Origin of the sequence: Massilia solisilvae, from assembly GCF_024753215.1 — a bacterium.
Classification (GTDB): domain Bacteria; phylum Pseudomonadota; class Gammaproteobacteria; order Burkholderiales; family Burkholderiaceae_D; genus Telluria; species Telluria solisilvae.
The window spans coordinates 21,563-40,070 of sequence record NZ_JANUGV010000010.1; the positions used below are offsets into that span (position 1 = coordinate 21,563).

An 18,508-nucleotide genomic window follows, 5' to 3' on the forward strand; every position below is an offset into this window, starting at 1 on the left:
ATGAAGACCATCGCCGCCCTCCTCCTCGCCTTGCATGTTGCCGCCGCCGTGGCCGGCCCGGCGCCCTGGTTCCAATGGCGCAGCAAGGTGGATGGCCAGCTCGCCTGCTCGCAGACGCCGCTGGGGCCGGGCTGGGAAAAGGCGTTTGGCCCCTATCAGGACAGCCATTGCACGAAAAGAATTAGCCAGAAATAATCGAGCTGCACCGCATTTCTACCGAGGGAGAAACCATGTTTACGAATCCGGAACAATTTGCATCCGCCACCAAGACCCTGTTCGAACTGCAGACCCAGACCTTCAACGCGCTCGCCAACAAGGCGGTACAAGGGGTGCAGCAGGTGGTGGCACTGAACCTGCAGGCGGCCAAGGATTCGGCGCAGGGCGCGCTGGCGGTCGGCAAGGAACTCAGCCAGGCGAAAGATCCGCAGCAGGCGCTGGCAGCGGTTTCCTCCGGCGTGCAGCCGGGGATGGCGGGCGCGGCGACTTACGGCGCGGAGCTCAAACAGGTGGTCGATGACATCCTGCGCGAATTCCGCGATGCCGCCGATACGCACGTGCACGAAGCGAAGAACACGCTCACGGCGCTGATCCACGATGTGACGCAAAACGTGAAGCCGGGGTCCGAGAACGCGGTGGAGATCATCAAGGCCGCCATCGACAATGCATTCGCTGGCTACGAAAAGGTAACGCAGTCCACGCGCGACGCGGTGCGTGCGGTCGAAGAACAGGTGGCCAAGGCCACCGAGCTGGTGTCGCCGGGGATGGGCAAGGCTGCTGCCACCGCGAAGGACGACTAAGCTGCCGTCGTCCCGCGAATCCTCGGCGGCCCCGCCATGCTCTGCCGCCCGTCAGATGGGGGCCGACGGCTAACTCAAGCTCAGCATGGATCCCGGCCTACGCCGGGATGACGGAGCATAGTTTGGCGGGCGGATGGGGAAGCTATTGCATCGCTTACCGCTCGACTCCCAGCAGTTCATCCAGCCGTGCCAGCGCCGCGTCGTCCTTGATGACGGCGCGCAGCCACAGGTGCAGCGGCTGCTCACCCCAGTTGGCGGCCTTCTCGGCCAGGTAGGCCACCGGGCTGTGCGGTTCGGTGCGGCGGAAGTACTCGGCCACGATGCGCAGCTGCGCCAGCGCCTGCGCGCGGTTCTGGATCGGCCCCGACGAAATCGCCCGCGGCGCCGGCCCGTCTGCCGCTTCCACCGGCGCATCGGGCGCGGCTTCCGGCAACGCCCCGGCCTCGCGCGCGGCCGGCGTCACGAAATGGATCAGGCTTTGCAGGGCCGCCTTGGCTGACGACAGGCTTGGCCCCTCCTGTCCGACACGGTCATCGACCACGCGTTCCAGGTCCGCCAGCGCGGCCGCGCAGTGGTCGCAGTCGAGCATGAGCTGCTGGTAGAAGGCGCGCGAACTGCGCCGCCGCGCCGCCTCCAGCTCCTCGCCCTGCTCGCCGGCGTGCGACCGGGCGAGCTCGAAGTCCTTCATCGAATGACCTGCCGGACCTTCGGTGATGGGGATCTCGAGGATCATTTGCGGCGCGCGGGTGGCGATCCAGTGGAGGTTGCCGATGCGCTGGTCGAACCCGCCCTCGTCCGGCAAGGGATACACGTCATCCCAGTAGCGTTCGCACAGCGCGCCGATCAGCAACAGGCTGTCGGCCAGGCCGCGCAGGCCGCTCGTCTTCGCGCTGGCCTCGGCCAGCCACACGGCCAGCTGCAGGTCCTTGCTGCGCTTTTCGATCAGTTCCGCGCAGCGCTTTGCGACGAACTTCCAGTCCGCTTCCTTGAGCGTGGTGACCCACGCGCCCTGCTCCAGGGTTGGATCGTCCGCGCGGCGCGCATTGGCAATCGCGTCCAGCTCCGGCGAGAACGCCAGGTTCTCGCCGCAGGGCTGCGCCTCGCTGATGGGCGCGAGCAGCTGTTCGATGTTGAGCATGATGCCTCCTTACGCCGCTTCGATGGCGTACTTGAATTTTCCCGTCTTGGTCGCGCTGACCTTGATGCGAGCGATCGTGCCGCCTTCGGCCATCGTTGCGAGCACCGTGTCCGCGATCTCGGGCAGCAGCGTGCCGTTGAGGATGGTGTCCACGTTGCGCGCGCCGGAATCGACCTCGGTGCAGCGCGACAGGACGGCGTCCACCAGCGCGTCGTCATACCTGAACTCGGCCTGGTGGTTGTCGGCCACGCGCTGCTGGATGCGATCGAGCTTGAGACGAATGATGTTGGCCAGGACGTCGTCGTTGATCGGGTAGAACGGCACCACCGCAAGCCGGCCGAGGAAGGCCGGCTTGAACTGCTTGACCAGGTAAGGGCGCACCAGCTCGGCCAGTTGCTCGGGCGTCGGCTGTTCCGCCACCGGCTTGTTCAGGCAGGCCTGCATGATCTGGCTCGACGCAACGTTCGAGGTGAGGATGATGATCGTATTGCGAAAGTCGATCTGGCGTCCTTCGGCATCGTCCATCACGCCTTTGTCGAAGACCTGGAAGAACAGTTCGAGCACGTCGGCGTGGGCCTTCTCCACTTCGTCCAGCAGCACCACGCTGTACGGGTTGCGGCGCACCGCCTCGGTCAGCACGCCGCCTTCGCCATAGCCCACATAGCCCGGGGGCGAACCCTTCAGGCCCGAGACGCTGTGCGCTTCCTGGTACTCGCTCATATTGATGGTGATGAGCTTGCGCTTGCCGCCGTACAGCAGGTCGGCCAGCGCGAGCGCCGTTTCGGTCTTGCCCACGCCCGAGGTGCCAACGAACAGGAACACGCCCTTCGGCTTGTTCGGGTCGTCCATGTTCGCGCGCGATGTGCGCACGCGCTGGGCGACGACGCCGGTCGCCTGCTTCTGGCCGAGGATGCGTTCGTCCAGCAGCGCCTGCAGGTTCATCACCGTCTTGATCTCGTCCTTGACCATCCGGCCGAGCGGGATGCCGGTCCAGCTGGCGACGATCCCGGCAACCGTGTGGCCATCCACCTGCACCGGCACCATCGGCATTTCGCCCTGCAGTGCGCGCAGTTCCTCCAGCATCGCGGCCAGCGCCTGGCGGTCGCCCTCTCCCGTTTCGAGGCCGGCGCGCAGCGCGTGGATGCGCGCGACGATGGCCTGCTCGCTTTCCCAGCGCTGCTGGTGCTGCTGTCGCTCGCCGTCCAGCCGGGCGCGCTCCGAGCGCAGCGCGGCGAGCTTCACGGCGTGATCCGCCCCGGCGCTTTCCTCCCGCGCCAGCGCGGTGATCTGCGCATCGAGCTGTTCGAGCTTGCGGGTGCTGTTCTCCAGCAGCGCCGGGGTTGCGTTCTGGCCCAGCGCGACCTTGGCGCAGGCGGTATCGAGCACGCTGATCGCCTTGTCCGGCAGCTGGCGACCGCTGATGTACCGGTGCGACAGGCGAACCGCTTCCTGGATCGCCTCGTCGTAGATGCGCACGTTGAAGTGCTTTTCCATGAGCGGCGCCATCCCGCGCAGCATGGCGCAGGCGGTTTCCTCGTCGGGTTCCTCGACCTTCACCACCTGGAAACGGCGCGCGAGCGCGGCGTCCTTCTCGAAGTACTTCTTGTACTCGCCCCAGGTGGTGGCCGCGATCGTGCGCAGCTCGCCACGCGCGAGCGCCGGCTTGAGCAGGTTGGCGGCGTCGTTCTGGCCGGCCGAGCCGCCCGCGCCGATCATGGTGTGCGCCTCGTCGATGAACAGGATGATGGGATGCAGGCTCTTCTTCACCTCATCGATCACGTTCTTCAGGCGGTTCTCGAACTCGCCCTTGACGCTGGCGCCGGCCTGCAGCAGGCCCATGTCCAGCGTGTGGATCTCCACGCCACGCAGCACCTCGGGCACGTCGTCGCTGGCAATGCGCAGCGCCAGTCCCTCGACCACGGCGGTCTTGCCCACGCCAGCCTCGCCGGTCAGGATGGGGTTGTTCTGGCGGCGGCGCATCAGGATGTCGATCGCTTGCCGGATCTCGGGGTCGCGGCCGATCACCGGGTCCACCTTGCCCTCGCGCGCGCGCTGGGTCAGGCAGGTGGTGAACTGGTCCAGCGCAGGCGTCTTGTTCGGGGCCTGGGCTTCCAGCTCGGTGACGGGGTCGGCGCAAGTTGCGGCCGGCGCCTGTTGCACCGCTGCCGCTTCGTCGGAGCCGCGCGTGAGCCGGTCGAAATCGTGCTTGAGACGATCGAGCGGGAACCTGGCAAAGTTCTTCGACGAGCGCTGGGCGAGCTGCGCCAGGTCCGGCTCGGTGAGCAGCGCTAGCAGCAGGTGGCCGCTGCGAATCTGGTTCGGCACGCCGTTGCCGAGCGAGGCGATCAGCCAGGCGTGCTCGAACAGCGTGGGCAGGTGCTTCGAAAACACCGGGGTTCGTGCGCTGCCGGTGGCAAAGCGCGATATCTCGTTGCGCAGGTCGGTCTCCAGCCCCGTGGTGCTGATGTCGCAGTGGCGGGCAATCACGGCAAAGTCGCTGGCCGGCTGCTCCAGCAGCGCCAGGAACAGGTGCTCGACGTCGACTTCGTACTGGCCCAGTCCCACGCAGATGTTGGCGGCGCGCGTGGCGGCCACGCGGGTGGTGTCGTTGAGTTTGCCGATCAGTGTTTTAAGATTGATGTCCATGACCGTCCTTTGCCTTGTTATCTGAGGCCGGGTTCGCAGCGCGGCAGCCCGCGGAAGTATCAGCTTCGGTTCCTCTCTCAGCGCAGAGAGTGGCCTGGTAGGGGATTTCAAGCACGACGGGTTCGGCTACGCCGCGGTAGTGGCACACCAAATGGAGATGTTCTTTCGCAGCCTTTGCGTTGGCCTGCTCCAGTTCGAGTTGCCACTCCGACGTCGCAAGGTCGGGCATCAGGATGCCCCGCCGCTCAATCGGTCCGTCAAACACCTCGGCCCGCTCCAGGCTTTGATTCTGCTTTTGAGGACAGGAGACGAGATCCTGCGCACAAGCTGAGCCACCGCCGAACAGGCACGCAAACAAAAGCAGATATCTACTCCACGACATAGTAATTTCTCCCATCGTTGACGGCCCTTGTCTTTGCCAGAAAGCTGATCGTTCGTTCACTCACCGGGTGAGCCGTGCGCGCTACCACCCCACCCGGGGCGCGCCGGGTTTCCATCCACTGGTCGAGCACGATGATGCCGGCAGCCGTTTGGCCAAGATAGATCGCCGCATGCGACTTTCCACTCGTGTCGTTGGCGTAGTGCCCTTCCTCATCGAAGGTCGCAATGACTGTTCCGACTGCGAGATTCGCGCCCCTCACCAGCGCCCCGCGCTTCCAAAATCGTGTCGGCCCGACCTGGGTCGCGGCCTGCACGAATGCGACGCACTGGCCGCTACCGACCGATGTGTTTTCGAACTTTCTGGGATTGATGGCTACGTACGGCATGACATCTCCATGTTCAGTTCTCGGACTGGCCGCGCTGGCGCGGGCTCTTGATGATCGAGTAGTGCAACGACGATGGCTGCAGCACCGCGTTGAAGTTGACCGGCTCCGCCTCGGGATGGAGAACGAGCCGGGCGGAGATGACGAAGTTGAGACGATTCACACCATCCGCTGATGGTTCCAGCGACGCCGACACATCGGTCAGCCGAGGTTCGTGGATCTCGATGGCGGACTTCAGGCTGGCGCAGATGGCTTCGCGATCCTCGGTACTGGTCAGGCACATGCCGGCGAAATCGGACAGCCCGTAATTGAGAATCGACGCTCGGGCGAGCGGATAGTCGTCGAATTTGCGCGATGGGATCGCGATGCGCGTATTGAGCAGGGCTTCGAGGTCGCGCGCGATGCTGTCCTTGAGCTGCTCGATCGTCAGCTGTCCCCTAGTGCCGCCCTGCCCCGCCTCGCCCATCAGGCGGTCGAGCAGTCCAGGTGCGAAACCCTTCATCGCGCCTCCGAAAAAATACCGCGGCCAGAAAGCCGCGGTTCGTGCATACACAAGCTGGCGTCAGGCGTAGATCTTGTTGTTGGACAGGTCCCAGCCGCCGGAGGTGTTGCCGCCGGCGCCGCCGCCCACCTTCTGCTGGGTGTACATGTACTTCACCGCCGAAAACTTCAGGCCGACGTTTTCGTGCATGAATTCGCCGTCGCCCACCTGCGGGTTGACGTCGCCAATGAGCACATTGGTGAGCTGCATCTCGAAATACTTGATGCGCTCGCCATTGCCGTCCGCACGCATGAAGTGCAGCGTCGCCTTCGGGATCGTCTTGCCCGAGGCGCAGTTCTGCAACAGCAGCGGCGTGGACAGGTCGGTCAGCTTGCTGATGGTGATCTCGCTCATTTCCACGCGCTCCGCCGTGTGGCCGCCGCTGGTCGATGACGTCGCCGATTTCGGCTGGGTCACCTTCCAGGACACCGATTTGCACTCGATCCAGTCCTTGTGCTTGTCGTCCATCGACTCGCCCTTGATGCCCTCGATCTGCAGGTACACGTCAATTGCCATTTCTTACTCCATGGTTCAGGTTAGTAGGTTTAGTTTTTGGTCGACTGCGGCAACTCCGCGACCAATCGGAGCGAAACGGACAGCTCGTCCAGCTGGAAGTGCGGACGGAGGAACGACACCGCGCGGTAGACGCCCGGCCGCCCCGGCACTTCGGACACCTGCACGCTGGCCTCGCGCAGCGGGAACTGGGCCTTCTGGTCCTGGCTGGCGTTGTCGTCCAACAGGACGTATTGCGTCAGCCAGCGGTTCAGGTAGTCCTGCACGTTGGAGGCGGCGGCGAAGCTGCCGATCTTGTCGCGCATCATGGCCTTCATGTAGTGGGCAATGCGCGAGACGGCAAAGATGTACTGCAGCTGCGAGGACAGCACCGCGTTGGCGTTGGCCGCCTCGTTGGCGTACTTCTTGGCCTTCTGGGCCGACTGCGCGCCAAAGAACGCGGCATAGGATGTGTTCTTGCAGTGGACCAGCGAGATGAAGCCCAGGTCCGACAGCTCCTTTTCGCGCCGGTCGGTGATGGCCAGCTCGGTCGGGCACTTGAGCGCGACCTCGCCCTCGTCGGTCTTGAAGGTGTGGGCCGGCAGGTTCTCGACCAGGCCGCCGCCCTCCACGCCGCGGATCGCCGCGCACCAGCCGTAGTCCTCGAAGGCTTTGGTGAGCTTGGTGGCAAAAGCATAGGCGGCGTTACACCACAGGTACTTCTGGTGGTCGGTGCCGTCCACGTCCTCGACGTAGTTGAAGCCTTCGGTGGTCATGCCATCGGCCGGGTTGTACGGCAGCCGGCCCAAAAAGCGCGGCAGGGTCAGGCCGACGTAGCGCGAGTCCTCCGACTCGCGAAAGCCCTTCCACTTGGCGTATTCGACCGTGTCGAACACCTTGGCCAGGTCGCGCGGCTTGCCCAGTTCGGCGAAGCTGTCGATGCCGAACAGCTCGGGCGCCGCGGAGCTGATGAACGGCGCATGCGCGGCTGCGGCCACGTGCGACATCTGCTCGAGAAAATAGATGTCCTCGGCCTGGCGCGTGATCTCGTAGTCGCCGATCAGCGCGCCGTACGGGGCGCCGCCGAAGGTGCCGAACTCCTCTTCGTACACCTTCTTGAAGATCGTGCTCTGGTCGAATTCGAGCGCCGACTGGAAGTCCTTGACCAGCTCGCGCTTGGTCACGTTCATCATGCGGATCTGCAGTTGCGCGCTGGTGGTGCTGTTTTTGACCAGGTAGTGCAGACCGGTCCAGCTGCGTTCGAGCTTCTGGAACTCCGGCGCGTGCATCACGGACGAGAGCTGGGCCGAGATGATGCGATCCAGCTCCGCGATGCGGGCGTCGATGGTGGCCGACAGGTTGGCCGACATGACCACCGTGCCCTCCAGCACCTGGGTCACCAGTTCGCCGATGATGTCGCGCGCGCGCTCCTTTTCGCTGCTCGACTTGGCGACCCGGCTTTGCTCGACGATCTGGTCCAGCAGCGACGTGTCCAGTTCGACCGCCGGCTTGGCGGATTCTTGAAGAACGGCGGCCATCTCATTGCTCCTTGTTCGGTTTGCGCAGCGTGTCGAGCTTTTCGGTGTTCGAAAGGACTTCGGACAGGATGTCTTCCAGCTTGTCGTTCCCGGCGAGCTTGTTGCGCAGGTCGGCCAGCTTGGTGCGCGCGTCCAGCAAGCCCTTGAGCGGCGCCACCTGCTGCACCACCGATTCGGGCCGGAAGTCGTCCATTTCCTTGAACTGCAGCTCGACCGCGAATTCGCCGCCTTCGGACGACATGTGGTTTTGCACGCGGAAGTTGGCCACCGGCGCCACGCCGGCCAGCACCTCGTCGAAGTTGCTGGCATCGACGTTGACGAAGTTGCGGTCCTTCAGGCGCTTCTTCTCGACGCTCGGGTCGCCGCCGAAGTCGCCCACCACGCCCACCACGAAGGGCAGCTCCTTGTTCTCGATCGCGTCGCCGATTTCAACGTCGTACGTCATCTGCACACGCGGCGCGCGCACTTTCTGCAGGCGCTTCTGCACGCTTTCACTTTTGGCCATGTCGACTCCAGGGTTGCGGGAATGGGCGGCCGGCGCGCGCCGGCCGGCGGGTCACTTGAGCGCGCCGAACGGATCGCTGCTGGCGGCGGTGGTGGTGGCCGGCTTGGGCTGCGCCGCGACACTGGCACGGCGCGCGGCCTCCTTGGCACGCGCCATCGCGCGGGTGTTCGCGGACGGCACGAGCTCCTTCTCGCCGAGCGCCTCGCGCAGCAGCTTGGCCAGGTCCTGCGCTTCGCTGCGCACGGTGCCGGACAGGTTGTTCTTCTGGGTCAGGTCGGCCAGCGCCTTGCTCGACACGCGCAGGCCGGCCACGGCGGCAATGCTGTTGGCGAGCGTGTCGTCCGGGTCGCGCTCGAGCGCTTCGAGGGCGTTGACGATCGCCTCGCCGTAGTTGCCGCTGTCAAAGCGCATCTGCGCCATGCGCTGCCACGGGGTCTTCTCGGTCGGGAAGGCGCTGCTGGCGGTCTTGAGGATGGCATAGGCCTTGTCGTTCTGGCCGGCCATCACCGCCGCGTCGGCCTCGGACATTGCGGCCGCGATGGTCGGGGCCTTGGGCGCGTTGCCGGAGCCCTGGCCACCACTGGCGCAGGCGGACAGCACGGCAACACAGACGAGGGTGGGAATGACACGCTGGAAGGTCATACTTTTTCTCCGGTACGTTTTGACCAGAGGCCATTATTCGGCAAGCGTTCCCAAGGGAATTGCGGGTCATCAATTGACTGTGATTTCGTCGGTTTTGTGCTCTTTCATATCAACCATTGCGCCTTCTCACGCGCCGTTTTGCAGAGTCGGCTAAGGTCAGCGTTGAACTTTACCGAATGCAAGGCGATGCCCATGAAACTGCGACTGCATGTCCTGTATTCCCTGTGCCTGCTGCTGGCCGGCTGCGCCGGCGGCGGCCTCGGTTCGATTGCCGGCGCCGCGCTGGAAGCGACCGGCCTGCGCAAGCCGCCGGAATTGCCCGAAGCGCAAAAACCGCCTCGCGCAATCGCATTGCGCCTGCATGCGGCGACCAGGCTGAATGTGGACGAATCGGGGCAGCCGCTGGCCCTGGTCGCACGCATTTACAAGCTGCGCCAGAACGCGGCGTTCGAGCAGGCGCCGCTGGCGGCCTTCCTCGACCCGGCGGCGGAAAAGCAGGCACTGGGGCCGGACCTGATCGAGGTGAAGGAGGTCACGCTGGTGCCTGGCCAACACTACGAGGTCTCGGAGAAGGTGTCGCGCGAGGCCGGTTACGTGGGCGTGGTGGCACTGTTCCACGCGCCGGCCGCCCAGCGCTGGCGGCTGGCGTTTCCGACCGCCGAGGCCGAGCGCCAGGGCGTGACCGTGGGCCTGCATGCGTGCGCGCTGTCGGTGGGCGCGGGCGCGCGGGCCACCGTTCCCGAGCTCAGGATGCTGTCGTCTGTGCACTGTCAATGAGGAGGCTGCAATTTCCTTCAAGCTAGAGATTTCAAGCCAACCGGGCGAGCGAGGCTGACGTGAACCATCCATCGAAAGTGCTATGGAGCGAGGGACTGTTCCTGCGTCCCCAGCATTTCCAGCAGCAGGACCGCTACCACGAAGCGAGGCTGAACCAGACGGCGAGCGCGCTGCACCCGTATTCGTGGGGAGTGCGGCGGCTGGCGGTTGACCACGATGCGCTGCGCTCGGACGTGTTGCGGGTCAGCGAGCTGTCGGTGATTTTCGCCGACGGCGAGGTGTACCGCGCGCCGGAAAGCGACGACCTGCCGCTGCAGGTGCGCCTGTCCGAGCTGGCGCCAACGGTGCAGACCGTCACCTACCACGCCGCCCTGCCCGCGCTCAAGCCGCACGGTGAGAACTGCGCCGACGGTATCCACGCCAGCCCGGACGCGCGCTATGTGCAGCAGGAACGCGACACGCAGGACCTGTTCACGGGCGCGGCCGAGGCGCCGGTGAGCTACCTGAAGAAGACCGTGCGGCTGGTCTCCGAGCTCGACCCGCTCGAAGCGTACGAGAGCTTTCCGCTGGTGCGACTGCGGCGCGTGGCCACCGGCGGATTCGAAGCCGATCCGTCGTTCACGCCGCCAGCGGTCACGATCGGGGGCGCACCCGGGCTGCACACGCAGCTGGCGCGACTGATGGAAAAACTGCTGGCCAAGGTGAACGCGCTGTACGGCCACCACCGCGAGCCGAGCAAGAACGTGATCGAGATCCGCGGCGGCGACATGTCGGCGTTCTGGCTGCTGCACACGGCCAGCACAGGCTACGCGGCGCTGTCGCACTACCTGGCGCACCCGGACCTGCATCCGGAGCGCCTGTTCTCGGAACTGCTTACGCTGGCGGGAGGGCTGATGACCTATTCGCGCAGCTACAAGCTCGAGGACCTGCCAGCCTACGTGCACGCCGATCCCGGGCCCGCCTTCGCGCGCATCGACGACATCGTGCGCAACCTGCTCGATACCGTGATCTCGTCGAAGTACTTCTCGATCGCGCTGCGCAACGAGCGCCCCTCGTACCACCTGGGCGCGCTCGACTCGGGCAAGATCAATGCGCAGACAGCGCTGTACCTGGCGGTATCGGCCGACATGCCGGCGCTGCAACTGGTCGAGGTGGTGCCGCTGCGTTTCAAGATCGGCGCGCCGGAAGACGTGGAGAAGTTCGTGCTGTCGGCCATGCCCGGCGTGAAGCTGGTGCACTCGCCGCAGGTGCCGGCCGCGATCCCGATACGACCGGACACCTACTACTTCATCCTTGAAAACAAGGGTGCCCTCTACGAAAGCATGTTGAAGGCACAGGCGATCTCGATCTACGTACCGACCGGGATGCGCGACCTGAAACTCGAACTGATAGCGATCGCAGCATGAGCACAACCAATCACATCGAACGCCGTGCCGCCCATGACAAAACCCGCGCGGCGGCGGGCACCGGAACGCAGAACCTGGTCGACCTGATGTACGACGGATTCTACGCCCTCTTCCTGCTCAAGAACGGCGGCAGCCCGCACGACAAGGCGGCCTTTGCCGACCACATGACGCAGTTCCTGGGCGACGTGGACCGCCAGGCCAAGCAGCTTGGCATTGCGGCCGAAGACGTCGCGGCGGCCAAGTACGCCTTTTGCGCGGGGGTGGACGAGATCATTCTCTCGTCGCAGCACGACATTCGTGAGTCGTGGGAGACCCGGCCGCTGCAGCTGCGCGTGTTCGGCGACCAGCTGGCCGGCGAGCACTTCTTCAACCGGCTGGAGGACCTGCGCGCCAAGGGCGCGGTGCACCTGCAGGCGCTGGAGGTATTCCACATGTGCCTGCTGCTCGGATTCCAGGGACGCTTTGCGCTGGATGCGCCGGACAAGCTGAACTACCTGACGGCGCGCCTGGGCGACGAGATCGCGCGCATGCGCGGCAAGGCGCGCGGCTTTGCCCCGCACGCCGAGCGGCCCGACCAGGTGGTCAACAAGCTGCGCAGCGATTTGTCGCTGTGGGTGCTGGGAACGGTATTCGCGCTGTCCGGGCTGCTGGCGTACATCGGGTTCCGGGCCTCGCTGGCGCACAGCACGCAGGTGACAATGGCGCAGTACAACGACGTGGTCAAGCTGCCTGCGCGCGCAGCGAACGTGACCATCACCCTGCCATGAACCGTCGTCTCCGGGCTCGGCGTCCCCCTTGGCGGGGACGACGTGCCTGGGTAGCCGGCTGACGGCGGCCAGGCGGCTTACTGGATGACCTTGAACTCGATCCGGCGGTTGCGCGCACGGCCCTCGGCGGTGCGGTTGTCGGCAACCGGGCGGTCCGGCCCTTCGCCCGAGACCGAGATGAGGTCGGGGTTGATGCCGCGCCCCGCCACGTAGCTCTTGACCGCCTCCGCCCGCGCCTGGGACAGCGACAGGTTGCCGGCCCGCGATCCCGCGTTGTCGGTATGGCCGATCACCTCGACCCGCACCCCTTTGATCTTCTGCAGCGCCACCGCCATCTGGTCCAGGATCGTCTTGCCGGAGTCGGTCAGCGCCGCCTTGCCGGACTCGAACTCGATGATGCGGTTGGCCAGCGCCGCGTCGAGCACGCCCTGCTCCGAGGCCGCCACGCGCAGGCCGTTGTTGACCACGTAGGTCGGGTTCAGGCTTTCGGCGATGCTTGCCGCGATCTGCTGCCGCTGCATTTCGTTGGCCACGTCGCCGCGCAGGCTGACGTTGTTGCCGTCGATTTTCAGCTGCCCGCGCGTGATGAGCTTCAGATCGGGGCTGATCAGCTTCTGGACGTGCTCGTTCCAGTTGGCCGGCGTGGCGACGCTGCCCACCGACAGCTGGTCGACCACCCGCCCCGCGCCGTACACCTCGCGCAGGCGCGCCAGCAGCGAAGCCTTGCTGGCCTCGTCGCCCACAGTGCCGGTCACGACGATGGGCGACGCGTTCTGGGCGCAGGCGGCGCCGGCGGCAAGCAGGGTTGCCGCGAACAGGAGGATGGGCTTCACGATGCGGCTCCGATGAAGGTTTGCAGGAACAGCTCGCGCGCGAGCCTGAGCGGCAGCTGCGGCTGGTCGAGGTAGCTGGCCAGGGCGCGCACGTCCACGTCCAGGCCAAGCTGCTCATCGACCCAGCTGGTGTCGGCAAAACCAACCTGCTGTTCGGCCGCCTCCAGCGGGTCGATGATCGCGCGCAGCGCTTCGGCGACGGCGCTGCAAAAGCCGACCACCAGCACGGGCTTGCCGTCCAGGCGCGTCATGAACAGGGCCAGGTCAAAGCCGCCGCGGCGCAGGAACGGGGCGGCCAGCTCGAGCCAGAAGGCGGCCACCGCGCAGCGTGCCGTGGCGTCTTCGGGCAGCGGCAGGACAAGGCTCTTGTGCACCGCCGCCGGCTGGCTGTGCATGACCGGCTGCAGCACCAGGCCCAGTGCCAGCACCAGGCGCTCGACCTGGCACCCGAGCTGGGCCGACAGTGACGAGACGGTGCCGCCTGCCAGAAAGCTCGCCAGCCCGGGCCGCGCGTCGCCCAGTACGACGTTGGCGTCGGCGATCCCTTGCAACAGCGGCCCGGGGTCGCTGGACGCGACGATCCGCGGCGCCATCGCTTCGTAATAGCTCCACAGCGGCGCCAGCGCCAGCGGCGAGCGCGAGACGAAGCCCACCGGGTCGGGCACGTCCACGGTGCGCATCATCAGAAACGGAAAGCGCCTGCCCGACTGGTCGTGACTCGACACCAGGTGACCGGCCACCGCATAGTGGCGCGCCGGGCCGACAAAAACAAAACTCACCGGCGGCATGGCGTCGTAGTCGAGCTTCCAGCGCGGGTTGGCCGGCAGCCGGCTCATGACCTGCGCCAGCCATTCGTCGAGCATGCCCATCACGGGCGCGTCGTAGGCCATCTTGATGAAATCGCTGCGGGCCGGGATCTTGCCGAAGTAGCCGATACGTTCGGTCGCCGTGCGCATCACCGGCCTCCCGCGCCCAGGCTGGCCACGGCCGGCGCGGGCGCGCCATGGCCGACGATCGTTTCGGGCAGGCGCAAGCCCTTGAAGCCGCGCGCCTGCGTCTCGCCGTTGCCGTTCACGTCCGGGCTGCTCACCTTCTTCAGGTTGATCGCCACGGCGACGTTGTTGCCGGACCAGCGCAGCTCGAACACGTTGTCTCCCTTGTTTTTCCTGGCCGCCGCCTCGATCATGCGTTGCAGGCCGAACTCGCCCGGCTGGTTCAGCAGCTCGACGGTGCGCCCGTCAAAGGTCACGGCGCTGATGCGCGCCCCGTTCACGCCTTGCGGGCCGGGGTGCACCATCGTGGTCCAGGCGGGCGGCGTGTTCCGGTAGCGCAGCTGCTGGCCGTCGATCTCGATCGTGTACTCGGTGGTGCCGGGCGCGGGCAGCGGCTGCACCTGGAACACGGTCTGCGGCGCGCCGCCGGCGGCCACGCCGTTGGACGACAGCGGCGCCACCCAACCGGGGAAACCGCTCACCACCTGCGGCGAGAGCGTGATGCCGATGTCAGCCCAGGTGCGCGATGTGAGCACGTCGCCGCGCCGCACCACCAGCGGACCCATCAAGGTATTGACGAACTTGGCCACCACGCCATCCGGCCCGAAGAACTGGCCGATCTCGGCGTTGGTCGCTTCCACCCTGGAGGCGGCACTGAACGGGTACTTGCCGGCCAGCGTCTTCTGGAACGGTTCGGCCACCTGTACCTGCCAGGTCTTGTTGATCTCGGCCTCGGACGGCAGCACGATCATCGAGAAGGTCTGCACCAGCGGCCGCACCAGCAGCGGACGCAGCGCCTGTTTCTGGCTGTCGCTCATCCCGGTCAGCATCTGCTCGTCCACATATTTCAGGGCGTCGGCCAGCTCCGAACCGGTGCCTTCGAGCGTTTGCTGCATCAGCTGCTTGGCGCCGGGGCCGGGGTCGCCCTGGTTTTTCAGCTGGTTCAGCCGGGTGCGCAGGCGCGACAGGGCGTCGAGGTAGCCGGTCATCAGCGAGGCTTCCTTCTCGCGGGCGCCCACCAGCCGCGCGACGCCGGAGAACTCGCGTCCGATCACGCCCAGCACTGGCGCCGCGCCCGGCTGCATGCCGCCGGGCCCTACCGGACCGACCGCGTCGGCCAGCGTGCGCGCGTCGCTCGGGGCGCGGCGCAGGATCACTTCCTTGAACCATCCAGCCAGCCCGCGCTCGACCTTGCCCAGCTCGCGCGGCACGCCCGGGTTGTCCCACGAGGTCTGGTCGTAGATCACCTTCAGCAGCCTGGCGATGGGCGAGGTTTGCGGGTCGCCCAGCCGGTTCATCGCCTGCACGCTGGCGTCAAAGCCATTGAGGTCGGCAACGGTCACGCCCTGCACGAATTTGCTCCACTCCTTCGCGTACTCGGCCTTGTACATGTCGGTGAGGGTCTTCTGGATCTGCTCGGGGCTGCCTTCGAGCGTGAGGTCGTCATGGGTCGAGGTCTTGAGCACCCAGTCGTTGCTCTGCAGGTCCTTGTTGGCGGCCTCGCGGATCGCGCCCTGCACGTACTTTTCCCAGGCTTCACGGGTGAAGGCGCCGCTTACCGCATAGCTGCCCGCGACCAGCCCCTTGTCCTGGTCGCCCACTACCTGGGCTACCGTCACGCCGGTAAAGCGCACCGCGGCGCGGGTCTTGATGTCGGCGTACACGCGCTCGCGCGCGGGCGTGCCGCGCACCACGTGGCGCAGGTTCTCGCGCGCGGTGTCGAGCAGGCCCAGTTTGAGCGTGATCTGGGGCCAGGCCTGGTCGTGAATCTGCGATACGTAAAAGGTCATCTGGCGCTCGGCGCTGCGCACCATCTGCTCGTGCGGCATGGCGCCGCGGTTCTGCTCGAGCCAGACGCGCCAGTAGCGGGTCAGCTGGTCGTTCAGGTGGCCCGGCTCGGCGCGCGATTTTTCGCCCAACATCAGGTAGGTCTTGAGCGCGTTGTAGGCGTCGCCCACGTTGGTCGGAGACACGTCCTGGTACGGCTGCCCCGGCACCGACGGCGGCGACGCCTGCGAGTTCGGGTCAAGCTGCGCGGCGTTGGCGTTCATCTCGCCGAGCATGGCTTCCAGGCCGGCGGCGACCGGCATCACCATCACTTCGCGCATGCCGGCAAAGTATTCGTCGCGCAGCTTGCGATCGAGCTCGTCGCCCTGGTACAGGCCGAACGAGAGCGCGAGCGGCTGGTCGTTGCGGTACTTCGCCAGCTGCATGATGCGGTCCTGCAGGATGTCGAGCGCTTCCAGCCGCGACTGCAGATCAACGCGCCTCTCCTGCAGCTTGACCACCCGGTCCAGGTCCCTTTGCACGTCGGCGATGAGCTGACGGTTGCCGGACCAGGACCAGGTCCAGCCGCCGAGCGCGACGCCGAAGGCGATGGCGCCGGCGAAGAACAGGCCGTATTTCAGGCGCGCCGCGGTCGGGCTGGTGTAGCGCTTGACGAGGTCCTTGTCGGCGAAGATCACCTTGCGGAACAGGTCGAGCAGGAAGTAGCCGGTCTGCTCGCCCTCGCGCGCTTCGCCCGCCTGCTCCGCCGGTGGCAGCTCGAGGTCGAAGCGCCCGGCCACGCGCTTGGATGCGAGGTCCTGCACCGCGCCCTCCTGCAACGCGCTGGTGAAGTAGAAGCCGCGGAACACCGGCTTGAACTGGTAAGTGTTTTCCTCGAACAGGGTGGCCAGGAAGGCGCGCAGCTGGCTCTTGAGCGACGCGAATTCGACCGGGAAGGTGAATACGCCCGGGCGCATGCGCGCGCTGCGGTTGCCGGCCATGGTCGCCACGCTCATCTCTTTCAGGCCCTGTTGCAGCTCGTCGAACTGCTGGTCGAAGAAGGCCAGCACGTCCTGCGGCGTGCTGCGGCGGTTGTAGCGCAGGGTGGCGCCCCACACGCGGTCGCGCTCGGCGCGCTCGCTGCCTTCGAAAAAGTCGGAAAAGCCGGCGATCAGGTCGGCCTTGGTGAAGACGACGTACACGGGGGCGTACACGCCCAGGCGCTCGGTCAGTTCCTGCACCCGCGTGCGCAGGCTGCGCGCCAGCTCCATCGAGGCGTAGGCCGGACCGGTGGCCAGTTCGGCCACGCTGACGGCGATGAGGATGCCATTGATCGGCGCGCGCCGCCGGTGCTTGCGCAGCAGGTCGAGAAAGCCAAACCATTCGGTGCGGTCGCCTTCGAGCACCGAATAGCGGCCGGCGGTATCGAGCAGGATGCCATCGGTGGTGAAGAACCAGTCGCAGTTGCGGGTGCCGCCCACGCCCTGCACTGCCTTGCTGCCCGGGATAGGAAAGGTCAGGCCCGAATGCGCGATGGCGCTGCTCTTGCCGGCCGACGGGTTGCCGATGATCATGTACCACGGCAGCTCGTAGAGGGCCGCAGCGCCGCGCGTGAGCCCGAGCTTGGAGGTCTTGATGGTGTTGATCGCCTCTAACATCGCCTTGCGCAGCACCGCCACCTCGCTCCTGCCCTGCCCCTGGCCGTTGCCGTCGGCGGCGACGATGCTCTCGCCCAATCTGGCCGCCGCCCGCTTGCGCCACTGGCGCCGCGCCAGCCAGAACACGCCCCAGCACGCAAGCAGTGCGAGCGCAGCGATCAGCGCCCAGATCAGCGCGATTTCAAACGTATCGGCGATCAGGAACAGGAATAGCGCGAAGGCGGAAATGCCGATCACGGCCAGCACGCGGCTGTCGGTCAGGAACTGCCAGAGTCGGGCCATAGGGAAGGCTTGCGGTAGTTGGAGGGGAAAAGTCTCGCAGGCAATGTTGGCACCATTCGGTGTCGCATAATTTGACAGGTCACAAGATTTCGCGGGAGCCGCCGGTCACCCGGGGCGCCGCATCGCGCCGCGCAGACGCAGCTCGGTGTGGCCGAGGTCCGTCATGGTCCAGCGCCCGCCCCAGGTCAGGCCGAGCGATTCGGCCACCTGACCATAGAGCCGGTAGCCACGCATGGCCCAGGGATCTTTTTCCGAAATCACAAGTTTGCCGTCGCGCCAGAAGGCGCAGTCGGCGGCCAGGCCGTACTGGTGCCAGCTCTGCCAGGCGCGCGCGTTGGTGACCTGGCTGCCCATTTTGGCCAGCATGTCCTGCCGGGACGGACTGCGATAGCCTTCCAGCAGCGCCATCTCGTAGCCGTGCTGTTCGCGCATGATGCGAAATGCCAGCAGCAGGCGCTGGCTGAATTCCGGGTGCAGCAGGCCCCAGTTGCGGCTGGCGTCGGCCAGCATCGGGCGCACCAGTTCGACCTCGGGCGTGCTGAAGGCGAGCGGCGGCAGCGCCACCGGCGGCACCAGATGCTCGCCCTTGAGGAGGGCGGCGACCTTGGCGTCAGGCAACGGCTCGGTCGGACCGGCGTCTGGCAGCATCGCCGGGCTGCGCAGGACCAGTGCCAGCAAGGGCGGGATGGCGACCACCGGCCCCCCGATCGCGAACATGACGCGGTGGCGGCGTAGGTATTTGAAGGCAGCCCTGGCGGCGCCGCGCAGGCCGCGCCGCCAATCCACGCGAACCTGCGGGCGCCAGGCCCACTGGCGCTGTCCGGCACGCTGCGCGATCGACACCAGGCGGGCATGCATCAGCTCGCGCGCGGTGGGGAAAACGAACAATCCAATGACGCAGCACACCACACAAAAGTAGAGAAGTGCGATCAAGATCAGCATGGGATTCCCCAGATTGTTTCT

At 66.2% G+C, this 18,508-nt stretch carries 18 protein-coding genes; 5 read left to right on the forward strand and 13 right to left on the reverse strand.

Annotation, left to right across the window (positions count from 1 at the left end):
* Together NX773_RS22335 and NX773_RS22340 are read left to right on the forward strand one after the other, a co-directional pair.
* Entirely contained in the window at nt 1-195 is a 195-nt protein-coding gene (locus NX773_RS22335; RefSeq protein ID WP_258858437.1) for a hypothetical protein, read from the forward strand.
* Between the two features lie 35 nt (nt 196-230).
* Nucleotides 231-797: a phasin family protein gene (locus tag NX773_RS22340; RefSeq protein ID WP_258858438.1), complete on the forward strand. Its 567-nt coding sequence runs from the start codon at nt 231-233 to the stop codon at nt 795-797.
* Nucleotides 798-951: 154 nt separating this feature from the next.
* Here the strand turns inward: NX773_RS22340 and tssA are convergent, their stop codons facing one another.
* Genes tssA through NX773_RS22385 form a run of 9 tightly spaced genes read right to left on the reverse strand, consistent with a single transcriptional unit; the run spans nt 952 to nt 9,063 of the window.
* Complete coding sequence (gene tssA / locus NX773_RS22345; RefSeq protein ID WP_258858439.1) at nt 952-1,935, reverse strand: type VI secretion system protein TssA; 984 nt, start codon at nt 1,933-1,935, stop codon at nt 952-954.
* Nucleotides 1,936-1,944: 9 nt separating this feature from the next.
* Complete coding sequence (gene tssH / locus NX773_RS22350; RefSeq protein ID WP_258858440.1) at nt 1,945-4,581, reverse strand: type VI secretion system ATPase TssH; 2,637 nt, start codon at nt 4,579-4,581, stop codon at nt 1,945-1,947.
* Complete coding sequence (locus NX773_RS22355) at nt 4,565-4,963, reverse strand: STY0301 family protein (RefSeq protein WP_258858441.1); 399 nt, start codon at nt 4,961-4,963, stop codon at nt 4,565-4,567. The genes tssH and NX773_RS22355 overlap by 17 nt, the downstream gene beginning before the upstream one ends.
* Nucleotides 4,950-5,348, reverse strand: coding sequence for a BPSL0067 family protein (locus NX773_RS22360; protein WP_258858442.1), 399 nt, complete (start codon nt 5,346-5,348; stop codon nt 4,950-4,952). Before NX773_RS22360 ends, NX773_RS22355 begins: the two co-directional genes overlap by 14 nt.
* A gap of 13 nt (nt 5,349-5,361) precedes the next feature.
* On the reverse strand, nt 5,362-5,847 hold the full coding sequence (gene tssE / locus NX773_RS22365) for a type VI secretion system baseplate subunit TssE (protein ID WP_258858443.1): 486 nt from the start codon (nt 5,845-5,847) through the stop codon (nt 5,362-5,364).
* Nucleotides 5,848-5,907: 60 nt separating this feature from the next.
* Nucleotides 5,908-6,402: an Hcp family type VI secretion system effector gene (locus tag NX773_RS22370; protein WP_258858444.1), complete on the reverse strand. Its 495-nt coding sequence runs from the start codon at nt 6,400-6,402 to the stop codon at nt 5,908-5,910.
* 29 nt (nt 6,403-6,431) lie between these two features.
* Nucleotides 6,432-7,916 carry a type VI secretion system contractile sheath large subunit gene (gene tssC, locus NX773_RS22375; protein ID WP_258858445.1) on the reverse strand — a complete coding sequence of 495 codons (1,485 nt, stop codon included), beginning with the start codon at nt 7,914-7,916 and terminating at the stop codon, nt 6,432-6,434.
* Between the two features lies 1 nt (nt 7,917).
* Nucleotides 7,918-8,421 carry a type VI secretion system contractile sheath small subunit gene (tssB, locus tag NX773_RS22380; protein WP_258858446.1) on the reverse strand — a complete coding sequence of 168 codons (504 nt, stop codon included), beginning with the start codon at nt 8,419-8,421 and terminating at the stop codon, nt 7,918-7,920.
* A 51-nt stretch (nt 8,422-8,472) separates the two neighbouring features.
* Nucleotides 8,473-9,063: a tetratricopeptide repeat protein gene (locus NX773_RS22385; RefSeq protein WP_258858447.1), complete on the reverse strand. Its 591-nt coding sequence runs from the start codon at nt 9,061-9,063 to the stop codon at nt 8,473-8,475.
* A gap of 192 nt (nt 9,064-9,255) precedes the next feature.
* Between NX773_RS22385 and tssJ the strand changes: the two genes are divergently transcribed.
* The 3 genes from tssJ to icmH are packed head-to-tail and all read left to right on the forward strand — an operon-like array spanning nt 9,256 to nt 12,013.
* Entirely contained in the window at nt 9,256-9,840 is a 585-nt protein-coding gene (gene tssJ, locus NX773_RS22390; RefSeq protein WP_258858448.1) for a type VI secretion system lipoprotein TssJ, read from the forward strand.
* Between the two features lie 59 nt (nt 9,841-9,899).
* Complete coding sequence (gene tssK, locus NX773_RS22395) at nt 9,900-11,246, forward strand: type VI secretion system baseplate subunit TssK (protein WP_258858449.1); 1,347 nt, start codon at nt 9,900-9,902, stop codon at nt 11,244-11,246.
* Nucleotides 11,243-12,013 carry a type IVB secretion system protein IcmH/DotU gene (gene icmH / locus NX773_RS22400; protein WP_258858450.1) on the forward strand — a complete coding sequence of 257 codons (771 nt, stop codon included), beginning with the start codon at nt 11,243-11,245 and terminating at the stop codon, nt 12,011-12,013. The genes tssK and icmH overlap by 4 nt, the downstream gene beginning before the upstream one ends.
* Nucleotides 12,014-12,090: 77 nt before the next feature.
* Here the strand turns inward: icmH and NX773_RS22405 are convergent, their stop codons facing one another.
* From NX773_RS22405 to NX773_RS22420, 4 genes are all read right to left on the reverse strand, one after another.
* The gene (locus tag NX773_RS22405) at nt 12,091-12,846 is read right to left on the reverse strand and encodes an OmpA family protein (RefSeq protein WP_370662278.1); all 756 of its coding nucleotides are present in this window, start codon (nt 12,844-12,846) and stop codon (nt 12,091-12,093) included.
* Nucleotides 12,843-13,802 carry a type VI secretion system-associated protein TagF gene (gene tagF, locus NX773_RS22410; protein ID WP_258858451.1) on the reverse strand — a complete coding sequence of 320 codons (960 nt, stop codon included), beginning with the start codon at nt 13,800-13,802 and terminating at the stop codon, nt 12,843-12,845. The genes NX773_RS22405 and tagF overlap by 4 nt, the downstream gene beginning before the upstream one ends.
* Entirely contained in the window at nt 13,802-17,545 is a 3,744-nt protein-coding gene (tssM, locus tag NX773_RS22415) for a type VI secretion system membrane subunit TssM (RefSeq protein WP_258858452.1), read from the reverse strand. Before tssM ends, tagF begins: the two co-directional genes overlap by 1 nt.
* Nucleotides 17,546-17,650: 105 nt before the next feature.
* Nucleotides 17,651-18,487, reverse strand: coding sequence for a M15 family metallopeptidase (locus tag NX773_RS22420; protein WP_258858453.1), 837 nt, complete (start codon nt 18,485-18,487; stop codon nt 17,651-17,653).
* Nucleotides 18,488-18,508 lie beyond the last annotated feature (21 nt).

What these genes read in the sequence shown, in the direction of transcription:
- NX773_RS22335 (WP_258858437.1), top strand. Translation starts at nt 1, where the DNA reads ATGAAGACCATCGCCGCCCTCCTCCTCGCCTTGCATGTTGCCGCCGCC.
- NX773_RS22340 (WP_258858438.1), top strand. Translation starts at nt 231, where the DNA reads ATGTTTACGAATCCGGAACAATTTGCATCCGCCACCAAGACCCTGTTC.
- tssA (WP_258858439.1), bottom strand. Translation starts at nt 1,935, where the DNA reads ATGCTCAACATCGAACAGCTGCTCGCGCCCATCAGCGAGGCGCAGCCC.
- tssH (WP_258858440.1), bottom strand. Translation starts at nt 4,581, where the DNA reads ATGGACATCAATCTTAAAACACTGATCGGCAAACTCAACGACACCACC.
- NX773_RS22355 (WP_258858441.1), bottom strand. Translation starts at nt 4,963, where the DNA reads ATGTCGTGGAGTAGATATCTGCTTTTGTTTGCGTGCCTGTTCGGCGGT.
- NX773_RS22360 (WP_258858442.1), bottom strand. Translation starts at nt 5,348, where the DNA reads ATGCCGTACGTAGCCATCAATCCCAGAAAGTTCGAAAACACATCGGTC.
- tssE (WP_258858443.1), bottom strand. Translation starts at nt 5,847, where the DNA reads ATGAAGGGTTTCGCACCTGGACTGCTCGACCGCCTGATGGGCGAGGCG.
- NX773_RS22370 (WP_258858444.1), bottom strand. Translation starts at nt 6,402, where the DNA reads ATGGCAATTGACGTGTACCTGCAGATCGAGGGCATCAAGGGCGAGTCG.
- tssC (WP_258858445.1), bottom strand. Translation starts at nt 7,916, where the DNA reads ATGGCCGCCGTTCTTCAAGAATCCGCCAAGCCGGCGGTCGAACTGGAC.
- tssB (WP_258858446.1), bottom strand. Translation starts at nt 8,421, where the DNA reads ATGGCCAAAAGTGAAAGCGTGCAGAAGCGCCTGCAGAAAGTGCGCGCG.
- NX773_RS22385 (WP_258858447.1), bottom strand. Translation starts at nt 9,063, where the DNA reads ATGACCTTCCAGCGTGTCATTCCCACCCTCGTCTGTGTTGCCGTGCTG.
- tssJ (WP_258858448.1), top strand. Translation starts at nt 9,256, where the DNA reads ATGAAACTGCGACTGCATGTCCTGTATTCCCTGTGCCTGCTGCTGGCC.
- icmH (WP_258858450.1), top strand. Translation starts at nt 11,243, where the DNA reads ATGAGCACAACCAATCACATCGAACGCCGTGCCGCCCATGACAAAACC.
- tagF (WP_258858451.1), bottom strand. Translation starts at nt 13,802, where the DNA reads ATGCGCACGGCGACCGAACGTATCGGCTACTTCGGCAAGATCCCGGCC.
- tssM (WP_258858452.1), bottom strand. Translation starts at nt 17,545, where the DNA reads ATGGCCCGACTCTGGCAGTTCCTGACCGACAGCCGCGTGCTGGCCGTG.
- NX773_RS22420 (WP_258858453.1), bottom strand. Translation starts at nt 18,487, where the DNA reads ATGCTGATCTTGATCGCACTTCTCTACTTTTGTGTGGTGTGCTGCGTC.